The sequence below is a fragment of the Burkholderia sp. Bp8992 genome, assembly GCF_003853705.1.
GTDB lineage: Bacteria > Pseudomonadota > Gammaproteobacteria > Burkholderiales > Burkholderiaceae > Burkholderia.
Genome location: NZ_QTQI01000034.1, coordinates 13,717 through 28,810, shown reverse-complemented (window position 1 = coordinate 28,810; position 15,094 = coordinate 13,717). Strand labels below are relative to the sequence as shown.

Genomic DNA, 15,094 nt, shown 5'->3' with positions numbered 1-15,094 from the left:
ACATGTTGCTGATCGAATGTCCGTGGTGCGGGCCGCGCGCCGAATCCGAGTTCTCGTGCGGCGGCGAAGCCGACATCGTGCGCCCCGTCAACAACGAGAACATGACCGACCGTGAATGGGGCGAGTACGTGTTCATGCGCGAGAACAAGCGCGGGCTGCACAAGGAGCAATGGCTGCACACGCAGGGCTGCCGCCGCTGGTTCAAGGTCACGCGCGACACGGTGACCTACGATATCAAGGGCTACGAAAAGTTCGGTAGCGCGGCTGCCGGCAACGCACACGAAGAGGGTACGAGCAAATGAGCCAGAAAGACCGCCTCGGCACCGGTGGCCGCATCAATCGCGCGATTCCGTTGACGTTCACGTTCAACGGCCGCACGTATCAGGGCTTCCAGGGCGACACGCTCGCGTCCGCGCTGCTCGCGAACGGCGTGCACTTCGTCGCGCGCAGCTTCAAGTACCACCGTCCGCGCGGGATCGTGACGGCGGATGTGGCCGAACCGAATGCCGTCGTGCAGCTCGAAACGGGTCCGTACACGGTGCCGAACGCACGCGCGACCGAGATCGAGCTGTACCAGGGGCTCGTCGCGACGAGCGTGAACGCCGAGCCGACGCTCGAGAACGACAAGTACGCGATCAACCAGAAGTTCTCGCGCTTCATGCCGGCCGGGTTCTACTACAAGACGTTCATGTGGCCGCGCAACATGTGGCCGAAGTACGAAGAGAAGATCCGCGAAGCGGCCGGCCTCGGCAAGGCACCTGAAGTGCTCGACGCCGATCGCTACGACAAGTGCTACGCGCACTGCGACGTGCTCGTGGTCGGCGGTGGCCCGTCGGGCCTCGCCGCCGCGCATGCGGCAGCGACCGCCGGTGCCCGCGTGATCCTCGTCGACGACCAGCGCGAACTCGGCGGCAGCCTGCTGTCGTGCCGCGCGGAGATCGACGCGAAGCCCGCGCTGCAGTGGGTCGAGAAGATCGAGGCCGAACTGCGCAAGCTGCCCGACGTGACGATCCTGTCGCGCAGCACCGCGTTCGGCTACCAGGACCACAACCTCGTGACGGTCACGCAGCGCCTGACCGATCACCTGCCGGTATCGATGCGCAAGGGCACGCGCGAGCTGCTGTGGAAGGTCCGCGCGAAGCGCGTGATCCTCGCGACCGGCGCGCACGAGCGGCCGATCGTGTTCGGCAACAACGACCTGCCGGGCGTGATGCTGGCCGGCGCAGTCTCCACCTACGTGCATCGCTTCGGTGTGCTGCCCGGCCGCAACGCAGTCGTGTTCACGAACAACGACCGTGCGTACCAGACCGCACTCGACCTGAAGGCGTGCGGCGCGAAGGTGACGGTCGTCGATTCGCGTGCGTCGTCGAACGGCGCGCTGCCGGCCGCTGCGAAGCGGCAGGGCGTGACGGTGATGAGCGGTGCGGTCGTGACGGCCGCTTCGGGCAAGTGGCGCGTATCGTCGGTCGACGTCGCGTCCTACTCGAACGGCCAGACCGGCGGCAAGCTGCAGACGCTGCCGTGCGACCTCGTCGCGATGTCGGGCGGCTTCAGCCCCGTGCTGCACCTGTTCGCGCAGTCGGGCGGCAAGGCGTGCTGGAACGACGAGAAGGCATGCTTCCTGCCGGGCAAGCCCGTGCAGGCGGAAGCGAGCATCGGTGCGGCAGCCGGCGAATTCGGGCTGGCCCGTGCGCTGCGGCTCGCGGTCGATGCCGGCGCGGAAGCCGCGAAGGCCGCGGGCTTCACGGCCGCGCAGCGCCCGGTCGCGCCGCAGGTCGCCGAAACCGTCGAAGGCGCACTGCAGCCGTTGTGGCTCGTCGGCAGCCGCGAGGCAGCCGCACGCGGGCCGAAGCAGTTCGTCGACTTCCAGAACGACGTGGCGGCCGCCGACATCCTGCTCGCGGCGCGCGAAGGCTTCGAGTCGGTCGAGCACGTGAAGCGCTACACGGCGATGGGCTTCGGCACCGACCAGGGCAAGCTCGGCAACATCAACGGGATGGCGATCCTCGCGGGCGCGCTCGGCAAGACGATTCCGGAAACGGGCACGACGACGTTCCGCCCGAACTACACGCCCGTGTCGTTCGGTACGTTCGCGGGCCGCGAGACGGGCGATTTCCTCGACCCGATCCGCAAGACCTGCGTGCACGAATGGCACGTCGAGCACGGTGCGATGTTCGAGGACGTCGGCAACTGGAAGCGGCCGTGGTATTTCCCGAAGAACGGCGAGGATCTCCATGCGGCCGTGAAGCGCGAATGCCTCGCGGTGCGCAACAGCGTCGGCATTCTCGACGCGTCGACGCTCGGCAAGATCGACATCCAGGGCCCGGACGCGGTGAAGCTGCTGAACTGGATGTACACGAACCCGTGGAACAAGCTCGAAGTGGGCAAGTGCCGCTACGGGTTGATGCTCGACGAAAACGGGATGGTGTTCGACGACGGCGTGACCGTGCGCCTCGCCGACCAGCATTTCATGATGACGACCACCACCGGCGGCGCGGCGCGCGTGCTCACGTGGCTCGAGCGCTGGCTGCAGACCGAATGGCCCGACATGAAGGTGCGGCTCGCGTCGGTCACCGATCACTGGGCGACGTTCGCGGTGGTCGGCCCGAAGAGCCGCAAGGTCGTGCAGAAGGTGTGCCAGGACATCGACTTCGGCAACGAAGCGTTCCCGTTCATGAGCTACCGGAACGGCACCGTCGCGGGTGCGAAGGCGCGCGTGATGCGGATCAGCTTCTCGGGCGAGCTGGCCTATGAAGTGAACGTGCCGGCGAACGCGGGCCGCGCGGTGTGGGAAGCGCTGATGGCGGCCGGCGCCGAGTTCGACATCACGCCGTACGGCACCGAGACGATGCACGTGTTGCGCGCGGAGAAGGGCTACATCATCGTCGGCCAGGATACCGACGGCTCGATCACGCCGTACGACCTCGGGATGGGCGGCGTCGTCGCGAAGTCGAAGGACTTCCTCGGCAAGCGCTCGCTCGCGCGGTCGGACACGGCGAAGGAGGGCCGCAAGCAGTTCGTCGGCCTCCTGACCGAAGACGAACAGTTCGTGCTGCCGGAAGGCGCGCAGATCATCGCCAAGGACACACAGGTGTCGGCGGTCGATCCGACGCCGATGATCGGCCACGTGACGTCGAGCTACTACAGCCCGATCCTGAAGCGCTCGATCGCGCTCGCGGTGGTGAAGGGCGGCCTGAACAAGATGGGCGAGAGCGTCGTGATTCCGCTGGCCAACGGCCGCCGCATCACCGCGAAGATCTCGAGCCCGGTTTTCTACGATACCGAAGGGGTGCGCCAGCATGTGGAATGAAACGAGAAACCAGACGCAGGTGGCGGGTGCGGGCGGCGTGACGCTTGAATCGCCGTTCGTCGGCGCGGCCGACGTGCTGAAGCCGCACCAGGCACGCGCATCGAAGAAGTTCGCGCTGCGCGAGCGGTCGTTCCTCGATCTCGTCAACGTGCGCGGCGAGTTGAGCGATCCGGCATTCGTCGCCGCGTTCGAGCGCGTGGTCGGCTGCCGGCCGCCCGCGGAGCCGAACACGGTTGCGCGCGGCGCCGAGTACGACGTGCTGTGGCTCGGCCCCGACGAGTGGCTCGTGCGCTCGAACGGGCCCGTGCCGGCCGGCGTGCTCGAAGCGAAGCTCGCGGAAGCCGTGCAGGGTTCGTATGCGGCGGCCGTCGATGTCGGCAGCGGCTATACGGTCGTCGAGATCAGCGGCGAACGCGTGCGCGACGTGATCGCGCGCGGCTGCCCGCTCGACCTGCATCCGCGTGTGTTCAAGCCGGGCCAGTGTGCGCAGTCGCACTACTTCAAGTCGCCGATCACGCTGATCCCGACCGGCGACGACACGTTCGAGATCGTCCTGCGCCGCAGCTTCGCCGACTATTTCGTGCGCATCATGCTCGACGCCGCGGCGCCGCTCGCATCATGAAGCCGTTCGACGAACCGTTCGTGGCGATCGACACGCCGCGCCTGCGCGGGCGCGGCTGGAGCGTGTTCGTCGACGAACTGAAAGTGCCCGCGCGGATCGGCATTCATGCGCACGAGCATGAAGCGCCGCAGCCGATCGTGATCGATGCGCGGCTCGGGTATCGCTGCGAGCCGAGCGAGCAGGGCGAGTGGATCGATTACGACGGCTATTGCGCGCGCGTCGCGTCGTTCCTGTCGCACAAGCCGCATACGCGGCTGCTCGAAACGCTCGTCGCCGATATCGCGGTGCTGTCGTTCCGTGAATGGCCGGCGCTGGAGTCGCTGACGCTGTCGGTGTACAAGCCGAAGATCCGGCCCGGCACGAGGCGCGTCGGCGTGTCGCTCGACTGGACGCGTGGGGATTACCTGCGGTGGACGGGGGCGGCGGGGCAGCTTTGATCAAAGGGGGCTGGATCAAGGCGCGAGGGAGGTGATCCGGCGACTCCATGGGACGGCGGCGCGAATGCGCCGCCGTACTCGTTTACAGTTCCTGAAATATGAGAATAATGGGTCGCCGCCGGCCTTTGGTGCTTTTATTCCTGAAATATCGGAACAATTGGCGATCTGGCCGACGAGCGATATGGCACGGCCGGCGGTCAGTTCGGCTGCGTCAGTTGCGCTTCCCACTTCTTCAGGATGCGCACGCGTGCCTGACTGAAATCCACCCAACAGCTCAGCCAGGCGTCACTCGGAATCGTCTGCTGCGGATTGGCGGTCTTCACGTAGTCACAAGTATCGCCGGCAAAGGCGGCCCAACTCGTCTGCGATTTCGCGAGTTGGGCGGCAGCGTCGGGGTTGCGTGGGCGCAGTTTGCGCGCAAGCGACCGGTACGCGCTGTCGACTTGCTGCTGCTGCTGATCGAGCACGCAGCGTCGCACGGCTTCCATCGTCGTCCCTGCCTGTTCGCAGTCGACGACGGCGAAAGCCGATACAGGGCCGGCCGACAGCGCAGCCATGGCGAGCAGCCGGGCCGCGCAGCGTCGGACCGGAGCCGTGCGAACGCGGGTGGCCATTGCTTACTTCGCGTTGCGGTTCGCGGCCGCCGCCGCTGACGGATCGCTGACCGGCACCATGTGCGCCTTCGCATTGTTCGCATCGTTCGCGGTATTCGCGCTTTTCGCATCGTCCTCGGGTTCGAGCACGAACCGGAACGAATCGACCCGCTGCATCACTTTCGCCGCATACGCACTGGATCCGCCGCTGTAGCTCCTCAACCCGGCCTGCACGTTGCCGCCGGCCGCCTTCACGTAGCCCGACAGAATGCGCGAGCCGGCTTCGACGTTCGCATTCGGCTCGGTCAGGTCCTTCACGTTGCGCAGCATGCCGCGGTGCGCAGACGGCACGACCTGCATCAACCCGGTCGCGCCGTGCTGGCCGCGCGCTTTTTCCTGGAAGCGCGATTCGATCGAAATAATGGCGTAAACGAGTGCCGGCGGCAGCGAATATTTCGTCGCAGTGACGCTCACGATATCGGCGAGCTTCGCGGCGCGTTCTTTCGCGACGCCGAATTTCTTCGTCAGGTAGGACGTGATGCGGCGGTTTGCTTCGTTCGGCTGATCGTTGGCATCCGCGAGCGGCGCGGAGGCGACGGGCGGCGCCGATGCGACCGCTTCGGGCGCCGATGCAGGCAGTGCGGGCGCTTGCTGCGCCGATACCTGTTGCGCGATGCCGAGCGAAAGCACGATCAGCCAGAAGAACCGTCGTCGCATGGTCGAGTGCGGGGAAATGGGAGGCGCATAGTATATCGACCAATCGCGGCGAGTGGTCGAGCGCCGGCTCGAATGAAAGCGATGTGTAGGTTTGTGGCTTTCGCAACGATCGATGCACCGATCGTTGCGCGGACACGCATCGGAGTCCGGATCATGGGTTCGCTTGTCCTGTTCCGACTGTAGTCCTGGCCCTGTACGCGGATCGGCCGAACGGAACGCTAGTTGATGATCTCGCCCATGCCGGTTTCGATGCGGATCCTGAGTTGCCGGATGAACTCCGGATCGTAGGGTTCCCAGCTATCGAGTTCGCCGACGATTTTCAACGGCAGTGTGCTTCGATACGATCGCGTCGGATTGCCCGGGAATTTCTTGTCCGTGACGTTCGGGTCGTTTTCGAATTCCCCGGTGGGCTCGACGACGTAAACCCGCGGCTTGCCGTCGCCCCTGGCGATTTCCGCCGCAAGGCCGGCGCCTTTGGACAGGGCCGTGAAATAAATGTGATTCATCACGACACTGTCCCGATAATTCGACCTGAAGCCTGCTGTCAGCAAGTCGCCGATCCGCAAATTCGCTTTCGTGCCATGAAAAAACGGGCCGGTGTCCAGGGCAGCCATGGTTGCTCCTTCGAAAAATTTCGCAACGGCTTTTACGCGCGCCGTGCGCTCGCCACCCGCGCAAGCGCGCCGATCGCATCGCTGACGAGCACCGCGAGCAGCCCGACGATCACGCCGCCTTGCAGCACGAATGCGGTATTCGACGTCTGCAGGCCCGCGATGATCACGTCGCCGAGCCCGCGCGCGGCGACCGTCGAGCCGATCGTCGCGGTGCCGAGATTGATCACGACCGCGAGCCGGATCCCGTTGACGATCACCGGAAACGCGAGCGGCAGCTCGACCGACACCAGTTGCTGCCAGCCGCTCATCCCCATTCCACGTGCGGCATCGACGACGTCGCGCGGCACGTCTTCGAGCCCCGCGATCGTGCTTTCGAAAACCGGCAGGAGCCCGTACAAAACGAGCGCGATCAACACCGGCTTCAAGCCGAAGCCGACGGCCGGCACCGCGAGCGCGAGCACGGCGACGGGCGGGAAGGTCTGGCCGATATCGACGACGCTGCGTGCGAGCGGCAGGAAATCCGCGCCGGCCGGCCGCGTGACCGCGATGCCGGCCGCGACCGCGACGATCGTGCCGATCAGGCTCGACAGCGCGACCGTGCCGAGATGCGCGAGCGTGAGATCGAGCAGGCTCGCACGATCGTAGATCACCGGTGCGCCGTTGTCCGCGAACGGCGCGAACACGCCCTGCAGCCACGCGGGGCGCAACAGCAGCACGAGCAGCAGCGCGAGCGCCGCGGCGCGCGCGACGTACGCGGGAAGTGCCGAGCGCGTGGGCCGCACGCTGCCGTGCGCCGTCATGCAGGCTTCCTCGCGTGCGCACGGATCGCGTCGAGCGTGATGCGGCGCGCGCCGTGTCCGTGGCGGTTGCCGTCGGCCGTATCGTCGACGGGCAGCGCATCGACACCGCGCCACAGCAGCTCGGACACCGCGTCGCGCAGCGTGCGCGTCGCGGCGATCGGTTCACCGTCGGCATGGCCGGGTTCGGCCACCGTATCGATCGGCGTCAGCGCGAGCAGGCGCAGCGGCCGGTCGACGCCCGCGACGAGCTGCTCGACGACGCCGGCCGCCGGCTTGCCGAGAATCTCGGCCGGCGTCGCGACCTGCAGCAGCTTGCCGCCGTCCATCACCGCGATCGTGTCGCCGAGCTTCAGCGCTTCCTCGATATCGTGCGTGACGATCACGACCGTGATGCCGAGGCGGCGCTGCAGCGCGAACAGGTCGTCCTGCGCCTTGCCGCGAATGATCGGGTCGAGCGCGCCGAACGGTTCGTCCATCAGCAGCATCGCCGGCTCGGCCGCGAGCGCGCGTGCCACGCCGACGCGCTGCTGCTGGCCGCCCGACAGTTCGTGCGGGAGTTTGCCCGCGAACTCGGCCGGCGCGAGGTGGAACAGCTCGAGCAGCTCGTTCACGCGCGCGTCGATGCGATCGGCGGCCCAGCCGAGCAGGCGTGGCACGGTCGCGATGTTGCGCGCGACGCTCCAGTGCGGGAACAGCCCGTGCCCCTGGATCGCGTAGCCGATGCCGCGCCGCAACTGCTCGGGCGCGACGGTCGCCGTATCGACGCCGTCGATGCGGATCGTGCCGCTGGTCGGCGCGATCAGCCGGTTGATCATGCGCAGGAGTGTCGACTTGCCGCTGCCCGATGCGCCGACGAGTGCGGTGATGGTGCCGCGCTCTATCGTCAGCGACACGTCGTCGACGGCGACCACGTCGCCGAAGCGTTTGCCGGCCCGTTCGATCTCGATCATGCGGTACGTCCCTTCGCGAGCGACGTCGCGGCTTCGAACACGACGGCGGCCGCCAGTGCGAGCGCGATCGTCGGGATCGCGCCGAGCAGCACGAGATCGGCGGCCGATTGCCCGATCCCCTGGAAGATGAAGGTGCCGAACCCGCCGCCGCCGATCAGCGCGGCGACCGCGGTCAGGCCGATGTTCTGCACGAGCACGATGCGCAGGCCGCTCAGGATCACCGGCAGCGCGAGCACGAGATCGACGCGCAGCAGCCGCTGCGCACGCGTCATGCCCATCGCGCGTGCGGCTTCGGTCACATGCGGCGGCACCTGCCCGAGCCCGACCACGACGCTCGATGCGATCGGCAGCAGCGAATACAGGAACAGCGCGAGCACGGCCGGTGCGATGCCGATCCCGCGGATGCCGAGCGCGGCCGCGAGCGGCACGTGCGCGGCGAGCAGGCCGAGCGGCGCCATCATCAGCCCGTACATCGCGATGCTGGGGATCGTCTGCACGACATTGAGCACGGGCATCGCGACGGTGCGCACCGCCGCGATGCGTGCGCAGGCGATACCGAGCGGCAAGCCCGCGACGAGCGCGGCGGCGACCGAGCCGCCCGCGAGCGACACGTGGCGGATCGCCTCGCGCCAGAAATCGTCGCTGCGCACCGCGTATTCACGCATCACGGAAAGGCTGTCCCACCAGCCGCTCGCGAGCGGCACGGAAACCGCTGCTATCGCGACGGCGAGCGCGGCGAGCCGCCGCCACGGGCCGAACGCGAGCCGTGCGAGCGCGTCGGCGATGAGCACGGACCACGCGAACAGCAGCAGCCAGACGCCGGCATCGGGCGACACGCGGGCCAGCATGTCGTCGGGTGCGACGACGTGCGTCGCGGCCGCGCCGACCGCATACGCGAGCGTGGCGAGCGCCGCGCAGCCGGCCGCGAGCCGCCGCGCGGGACGGCTCGCCGTCATCGCCCACAGCGCGCCGGCGGTCCACAGTGCGGCGAGCGCGGCGCCCTGCATCGGCGGCAGCGCGGCGAACACCGACAGCCCGGTGCCGGCCGCGATCCGGTTCGGCCGCAGCACCGCGAACGGCAGCCCGAACACGGCGACGATCGTCAGTACCCCGATCAGGATGCCGACCTTGTCGAGTGTGACGCGCCGCGCGGACGCCGCCGCGCGCGCCGTCATTTCACGAAGCCCTTCGCTTTCAGGTAGCTTTTCGCGACGCCGGCGGCCGGCTCGCCGTTGATCTGGATGCGGGCGTTCAGCGACTGCAGCGTCTTCAGGTCGAGGCTCGCGAATACCGGCTTCAGATAGTCGGCGATCTGCGGATGCGCTTTCAGCACGGCTTCGCGGATCACCGGCGCCGGCGCGTAGACGGGCTGCACGTGCTTGTCGTCGTCGAGCACCGCGAGGCCGCTCGATGCGATGCCGCCGTCGGTGCCGTAGACCATCGCGGCGTTCACGCCGTCGGTCTGGTTCGCGGCGGCCTTGATCGTCGCGGCCGTGTCGCCGCCGGACAACACGACGAGCTGCTCGGGCTTCAGCTTGAAGCCGTACGCCTTCTCGAACGACGGCAGCGCGGACGCGCTGTTCACGAATTCGGCCGATGCCGCGAGTTTCACCTTGCCGCCGCCGGCCACCCACTTGCCGAAATCGGAGAAGGTCTTCAGGTGCTGCGACTGCGCGACAGGGGCGAGCAGTGCGACGCCCCAGGTGTTGTTCGCGGGCGCCGGCGCGAGCCACACGAGATGGTTCGCCGCGTAGTCGAGCTTCTTCGCGGTGTCGTAGCCTTGTCCGGCGTCCTTCCACGCGGGGTCGTCGGCCTTGTTGAAGAAGAACGCGGCGTTGCCCGTGTATTCGGGGTAGATGTCGATCTCGCCGCTCGTGAGCGCCTTGCGCACGATCGGTGTCGTGCCGAGCGCGATCTTTTCGGTGACCGGAATGCCGTGGGCCTTCAGCACCTGCGCGATGAGATTGCCGAGCAGGTTGCCTTCGGTGTCGATCTTCGACGACACCACGACAGGTGTGTCGGCGTGCGCGCCGGGCGCGACGAGGGCGGCGGCGAACGCGAGGCCCAGGATCCGGGCGGGCAGGGCGAGCTTCATCGGGGCCAATCTCCAGGACGGGGGCGTACGCCGAAAGTTACTTGACTGAGCCGGCTTTGGCAAACCGCGTGCGGCGGCGTGCCCACAGCCGGTGTGGGGATAACCCGTATCCGTCACGCGCGCTTGTTACACTGAAATTCATTCCTGCCTGTGGACACTTGCTGACATGAAGCCCGAGTTGCTGGTCCTCATCGCATTGCGCGGCGACGCGCAGCGCGAGATCGCCGCGTCTTTCGACGTGCGCCACGCCTCGACGCCCGACGAACGGGCACGCGCGATCGCCGAACACGGCAGCACGATTCGCGCGGTGCTGACCAACGGCAGCACGGGGCTCACCGCCGCCGAGATCGACCGGCTGCCGCAACTCACGTTCGTCAGCGCGCTCGGCGCCGGCTACGAGCATATCGACGTCGCGCATGCGAAGGCGCGCGGCGTCACGGTCGTCACGGGCGCGGGCACCAACGACGATTGCGTTGCCGATCACGCGTTCGCGCTGCTGCTCGCGGCGGTGCGCAACGTCGTGCAGCTCGACGCGAAAACCCGCGCTGGCGTGTGGCGCGACGGGCTGTCGATGCCGCCGAACGTGTCGGGCAAGAAGCTCGGCATCGTCGGGCTCGGCAAGATCGGCGAGAAGTGCGCGCGTCGCGCGGCCGGCTTCGACATCGAGATCGGTTATCACAACCGCTCGGAGAAGCCCGTGCCGTACCGCTATTTCGACCGGGTCGACGCGCTCGCGCAGTGGGCCGATTTCCTGATCGTCGCGACGCCGGGCGGCGCGGGCACGCGTCACCTGATCGATCGCACCGTGCTCGATGCGCTCGGCCCCGGCGGCTTTCTCGTCAACGTATCGCGCGGCAGCGTTGTCGATACCGCTGCTTTGGCAGACGCGTTGCGCGAACGGCGCATCGCGGGCGCGGGGCTCGACGTGTACGAAGGGGAACCGGAGCCGCCGCAGGCTCTGATCGATCTCGACAGCGTGGTGCTCACGCCGCACATGGGCGGCTGGTCGCCCGAGGCGCTCGATCGGTCGGTGCAGCAGTTTCTCGACAACGCAGCGCGGCATTTCGCGGGGCAGCCGGTGTTGACGCCGGTGTGATTGCCGAAGGGCGGGCGAATCAGCCCGCCTGCCTGCAGAATTCCCAATAGAAATCCGGCAGGTTCGCCGGCTTGCCGCCATCGAGGTCGATCCAGCCGAACTGGTTGTGCTCGTCGCTCAGGACGATTTCGTGCCGATCGACCCGGCACTCGAAGCACACGATGAGCACGCGCTTGCCCGGCACGACCTCGCACGAGCGGCTCGCCACGTAGCGGATCGCCGAGGCGACGATCCCGCATTCCTCCCGCACTTCGCGCGCGACGGTTTCCTCGAGCGATTCGCCGGCTTCGGGCCAGCCGCCCGGCAACTCCCATTCGTCGCGTGGATTGCGCAGGAACAGGACCGAGCGTCCGTCACGGACGATGGCTTTCGCGCTGAGGGGGATCATGATGGTGCACCGTTGGCGTTCGACTTTCGCAGCGTAGCGCAGGTGTTCCGTTCCTGCAGCGATCCCCCGCCTGCGCCGAAGGGCGCGCAGGCGGGGGCGGCCGTGCCGTCATGCCGGCAGCCGGCGTGCGACTACACGCCCGCCGACGGCGAAGCCAGCGGCACCGTCACCGACGTGCCGGCCGGATCGAGCGTCAGGCCCGTGCCCGGTGTCGGCCGCAGCGTCGCCTCGTAATCGCTTGAGAGGACGACGAGCCCGAGCCGATGGCCGGCTTCCAGCTTGTAGTCGCGCGGCATGAACGTCAGCTTCAGGTCGTAGGGCAGGCCGGGCAGCACCGGCTCCGACAGCCACTCGGACAGCCGGTTGCGCGGGTCGGTCCAGGCGCGCGTGACGATCGTGGCCGTGCCGTCCGGTGCGCGGTCGACCAGCAGCGCCGTGACGTTGGCGACGCCGGTGAAGGTCAGCCTGACGCGTGCGGTCGCGGCGCCGGAGAGGCGTGTCGCGGCCGTCAGCGGCGCGGTTTCGAAGCGGCTGCGGTTTTCGCCGGTCGGCGCGTTCGCCAGCGTGAGCGCGGGAATGCGCGCATCGTCGGTGAAGCGCGTGAGCGGGCCGCCGCTTGGCAGCCGCAGCAGCGTGCCGGTGCTGGCACCGTCGCCGCCCGCGAAGTACGTGACGGGCGTCGCACGGCGCGCGGCCCAGTCGGCTTCCTTCAGCAGCGTGCCGTCGGCCTGCTCGATCACCGCGCGCGGATCGCGTTCGACGCCGTTGTTGTAGCCGATCAGGTAGCGCGTGAACCAGCGGTTCACCTCCGCGGTCCACGCTTCGCCCATCGCCGGCACACGCGTCGGGTCGGTGTGCTTCAGGCGGTGCAGCCACAGCTGCGTCGGCACGCCCTGGCGCCGCATCGCGAGATACCACGACGTCGACTGGTCGACGCGCACGTTGTCGTCGGTCAGCCCCTGCGCGACGAGTGCCGGTGCGACCGCGAATCCCGTCGGGATGTCGCGCGCGGCCCAGAACGGCGAATAGTCGCCGGTCTTGCGGTCCTCCTGCTGCAACGCTTCGTCGATCAGGTGCGTGCAGCGTTCCGGATGCGCGTTCGTCAGCAGCGCCTTGATGTACACGTCGACATCTTCGCCCTGATAACCTTCCGGCGCGCGCACGAGCCCGCCCGAGCGGTAGTAGCCGTACATGTTCGTCAGCCCGGCGATCGGCACGATCGCGTCGAGCCCGCGCGTGCGCAGGCTCGCGACCATCTTCGGCAGCGTGCCGTCGTACGACACGCCGTACATGCCGACGTGGCCCGTCGACCAGTTCGCGACGACCGTCTTGCCGTTCGCGTCCTTCGCGGTCGCGTCCCGGCCGAGCCAGCGGATCACCGACGCCATCGCGACCGATTCGTCGCGCGTCAGGATCGTCGGGCAGCCGTCCGAGCCGGCGGTGCCGAGCGAATCCGCGTAGACGATCGTGAAGCCGCGCGGCACGAAGTAGCCCTCGATCCACGAGCGGCCGGCGGCGGCCGCCTCGACCTGCTGCAGCATCCGCGACTGCGGCGCGGCGGCCAGGATGCGGGTGGCCGCCGAGGCCGGTGCGCCGGCGGCCGCGGCCGGATGCGGCGTGCCGTCGAGTTCGACGTCGACGTCGTGATTGGGGCTGTCGGCGAGCCCCGCGTAATACGGACTCGCGAGCACGATGACCGGCGTGCGCGCGCCGTTCGCGGTTTCGGACGGCCGCACGATGCGCACGTGGATGCGGTCGCGCGTGCCGTCGCCGTCGGAATCGACCGGCGTGTCGACCCACGCGTTCTCCTCGATCGTGCCGCCCGACAACGACGGCTGCACCTGGCCGTTGCTGATCACCGGCTTGTAGCGACCGTTGCTGGCCGGATTCGCGTACGGGACGCCGGACGGCGACACGTGCGACGCGAGCGACTGCGAATCGGCCGCCGCTGCGGCGGCCCCCTCCTGCTGGCCCTGCGCGAGTGCGGATGCACCCGCCACGCTGCCGCCGTCGTCGCCGCCGCACGCGGCGAGCGTCGTGGCGGCCACGAGCGCGGGAAGCCACGCGCGCCGGAATCCGGTTCGATGAATGTTCATTGAATCGACCTCGTCTCTTGTGATTGTCTGGAACCGGCACGGCTCGCGATACGCCCCCTGCGGCCTGGCCGGGTACTGCGTCGGATGAAGCGGAACTGCACCATCAAAAGCGGCGGGCGGGACGGATGAGGATCTCGCCCGGTGCCGGCGCGCATCCGGCCGGCGTCGAGGCGAGCGGATCGCCCCGAACGGAAATCGTCAGTGCGGCGGCTCGCTTAGAATGCAGGAGTACGAATCAAATACGGGCATGCCCGAGCTTCCTTCAGGTTTCGGATGAAACGGAACGGCACGATGCGATGAGGCGGGAATGTTGCGAACGGCGGTGCTGCAACGGCAGGAAAGCGCGACGCGAGTCGGCACGGCTGGCCGGATTGCTTTCCGGAAGCTTGCGCAAAAGTTATCCCAGTGAAATCTTCATGTCAAACTTTTTTAGCCTAAATCAAACAAAGTTTCGGTAGGGGTGCGGCATGCGCGCTTAACTTCCCGGCAATCCGTCCGTAAACAGGGAAAAACAGGCTGAAAACGAGAGAGAAAAGAGGGCAATGACGATACCGGTTACGGCGGCGGGCGGCCTTACGCTCGCGCAAATGGCGCAGGCGGCGCTCGACGGGCGCGAGACGCCGGACACGACGGTGTCCGGCGCGCAGCAAGACGAGCCGATCAGCGTCCGGGCAATCGATCCGCAGGCGCTGCAGGCTGGGATGACGAAACAGCTGTCGATGGTGGGCGACCTGACGTTGAAGCTGCGCGGCGTCACCGATGCGCTCGCGACGAGCCTGCAGGACATCGTCGCGAAGCGGCCGGACTTGGCCGATGCGCGGTTCGACTTCATGACCGACGACGGCCGGATCAAGGTCGTGTCGAAGACGATGACGGACAGCGATCGCGCATGGGTCGAATCGACGCTGAACGCGAACGCCGACCTCGTGCGTGCGACGCGCGATTTTCACGAGCAGGCCGTCGATATCGCCGCGCAAGGCGCGGCCGTGCGCGGCGACACGTTCACGGACAGCGACCGCGCGGCGGCGAGCCAGGGCGCCGATGCGCGCTTTCACTTCATGAGCCTGCTCAACCGGTCGGTCGCGGACAACCCGCCGCCCGTCGCGCCCGGCGGACACTTCACGGCGCAGGACGGCACGACGCTGACGATCGAGCCATCGGCCGGTACGGCGCGCGGCACGCTGGCGCTGCTGAACACCGCGCGCCAGCTGTCGTCGGGTGCGGCGATCTTCGTCGACGCATCCGGCAACCAGTCCTACGGCATGCGCGTGGAACTCGTCAACGTCGGCTTCGACGTGCTCGCCGGCTACACGCCCGACGGCGGCAACAGCGTCGGCTTCCACGAGATCGCGTAACGCCGCGCCGATTGCGCCAAT

The 15,094-nt window shown here is 68.0% G+C and carries 15 protein-coding genes; 6 read left to right on the top strand and 9 right to left on the bottom strand.

The features are described from left to right. The first annotated feature begins 2 nt into the window (after positions 1-2). Genes DIE03_RS33555 through DIE03_RS33540 form a run of 4 tightly spaced genes read left to right on the top strand, consistent with a single transcriptional unit; the run spans position 3 to position 4,369 of the window. The gene (locus DIE03_RS33555) at positions 3-302 is read left to right on the top strand and encodes a sarcosine oxidase subunit delta (protein ID WP_124456445.1); all 300 of its coding nucleotides are present in this window, start codon (positions 3-5) and stop codon (positions 300-302) included. Then, the gene (locus DIE03_RS33550; RefSeq protein ID WP_124456444.1) at positions 299-3,310 is read left to right on the top strand and encodes a sarcosine oxidase subunit alpha family protein; all 3,012 of its coding nucleotides are present in this window, start codon (positions 299-301) and stop codon (positions 3,308-3,310) included. The genes DIE03_RS33555 and DIE03_RS33550 overlap by 4 nt, the downstream gene beginning before the upstream one ends. After that, positions 3,300-3,932, top strand: coding sequence for a sarcosine oxidase subunit gamma (locus DIE03_RS33545; protein WP_124456443.1), 633 nt, complete (start codon positions 3,300-3,302; stop codon positions 3,930-3,932). The genes DIE03_RS33550 and DIE03_RS33545 overlap by 11 nt, the downstream gene beginning before the upstream one ends. Further along, a complete protein-coding gene (locus tag DIE03_RS33540; RefSeq protein WP_124456442.1) occupies positions 3,929-4,369 on the top strand; it encodes a dihydroneopterin aldolase in 441 nt (146 codons plus the stop codon). The genes DIE03_RS33545 and DIE03_RS33540 overlap by 4 nt, the downstream gene beginning before the upstream one ends. Before the next feature lie 197 nt (positions 4,370-4,566). Here DIE03_RS33540 and DIE03_RS33535 read toward each other — a convergent pair whose 3' ends face one another. The 7 genes from DIE03_RS33535 to DIE03_RS33505 form a co-directional block, all read right to left on the bottom strand. Continuing rightward, a complete protein-coding gene (locus tag DIE03_RS33535; RefSeq protein WP_124456441.1) occupies positions 4,567-4,983 on the bottom strand; it encodes a lysozyme inhibitor LprI family protein in 417 nt (138 codons plus the stop codon). A 3-nt stretch (positions 4,984-4,986) separates the two neighbouring features. Then, positions 4,987-5,679: a lytic transglycosylase domain-containing protein gene (locus tag DIE03_RS33530; RefSeq protein ID WP_124456440.1), complete on the bottom strand. Its 693-nt coding sequence runs from the start codon at positions 5,677-5,679 to the stop codon at positions 4,987-4,989. Positions 5,680-5,897: 218 nt separating this feature from the next. Further along, complete coding sequence (arr, locus tag DIE03_RS33525) at positions 5,898-6,293, bottom strand: NAD(+)--rifampin ADP-ribosyltransferase (protein ID WP_124456439.1); 396 nt, start codon at positions 6,291-6,293, stop codon at positions 5,898-5,900. A 32-nt stretch (positions 6,294-6,325) separates the two neighbouring features. After that, positions 6,326-7,093: an ABC transporter permease gene (locus tag DIE03_RS33520; RefSeq protein WP_124456438.1), complete on the bottom strand. Its 768-nt coding sequence runs from the start codon at positions 7,091-7,093 to the stop codon at positions 6,326-6,328. Continuing rightward, positions 7,090-8,043 carry an ABC transporter ATP-binding protein gene (locus tag DIE03_RS33515; protein ID WP_124456437.1) on the bottom strand — a complete coding sequence of 318 codons (954 nt, stop codon included), beginning with the start codon at positions 8,041-8,043 and terminating at the stop codon, positions 7,090-7,092. The genes DIE03_RS33520 and DIE03_RS33515 overlap by 4 nt, the downstream gene beginning before the upstream one ends. Further along, positions 8,040-9,218, bottom strand: a complete 1,179-nt coding sequence (locus DIE03_RS33510; RefSeq protein WP_124456436.1) for an ABC transporter permease — start codon at positions 9,216-9,218, stop codon at positions 8,040-8,042. Before DIE03_RS33510 ends, DIE03_RS33515 begins: the two co-directional genes overlap by 4 nt. Beyond that, positions 9,215-10,138, bottom strand: a complete 924-nt coding sequence (locus DIE03_RS33505) for an ABC transporter substrate-binding protein (protein WP_124456435.1) — start codon at positions 10,136-10,138, stop codon at positions 9,215-9,217. The genes DIE03_RS33510 and DIE03_RS33505 overlap by 4 nt, the downstream gene beginning before the upstream one ends. 166 nt (positions 10,139-10,304) lie before the next feature. On the opposite strand from DIE03_RS33505, the gene DIE03_RS33500 reads away from it, so the two are divergent. Then, positions 10,305-11,234 carry a 2-hydroxyacid dehydrogenase gene (locus DIE03_RS33500; RefSeq protein ID WP_124456434.1) on the top strand — a complete coding sequence of 310 codons (930 nt, stop codon included), beginning with the start codon at positions 10,305-10,307 and terminating at the stop codon, positions 11,232-11,234. A gap of 19 nt (positions 11,235-11,253) precedes the next feature. Here DIE03_RS33500 and DIE03_RS33495 read toward each other — a convergent pair whose 3' ends face one another. Continuing rightward, positions 11,254-11,622: an NUDIX domain-containing protein gene (locus DIE03_RS33495; protein WP_059682325.1), complete on the bottom strand. Its 369-nt coding sequence runs from the start codon at positions 11,620-11,622 to the stop codon at positions 11,254-11,256. Between the two features lie 131 nt (positions 11,623-11,753). Next, complete coding sequence (locus tag DIE03_RS33490) at positions 11,754-13,718, bottom strand: Xaa-Pro dipeptidyl-peptidase (RefSeq protein ID WP_124456433.1); 1,965 nt, start codon at positions 13,716-13,718, stop codon at positions 11,754-11,756. A gap of 542 nt (positions 13,719-14,260) precedes the next feature. Between DIE03_RS33490 and DIE03_RS33485 the strand changes: the two genes are divergently transcribed. Further along, entirely contained in the window at positions 14,261-15,073 is an 813-nt protein-coding gene (locus DIE03_RS33485) for a hypothetical protein (protein WP_124456432.1), read from the top strand. Positions 15,074-15,094: the final 21 nt, after the last annotated feature.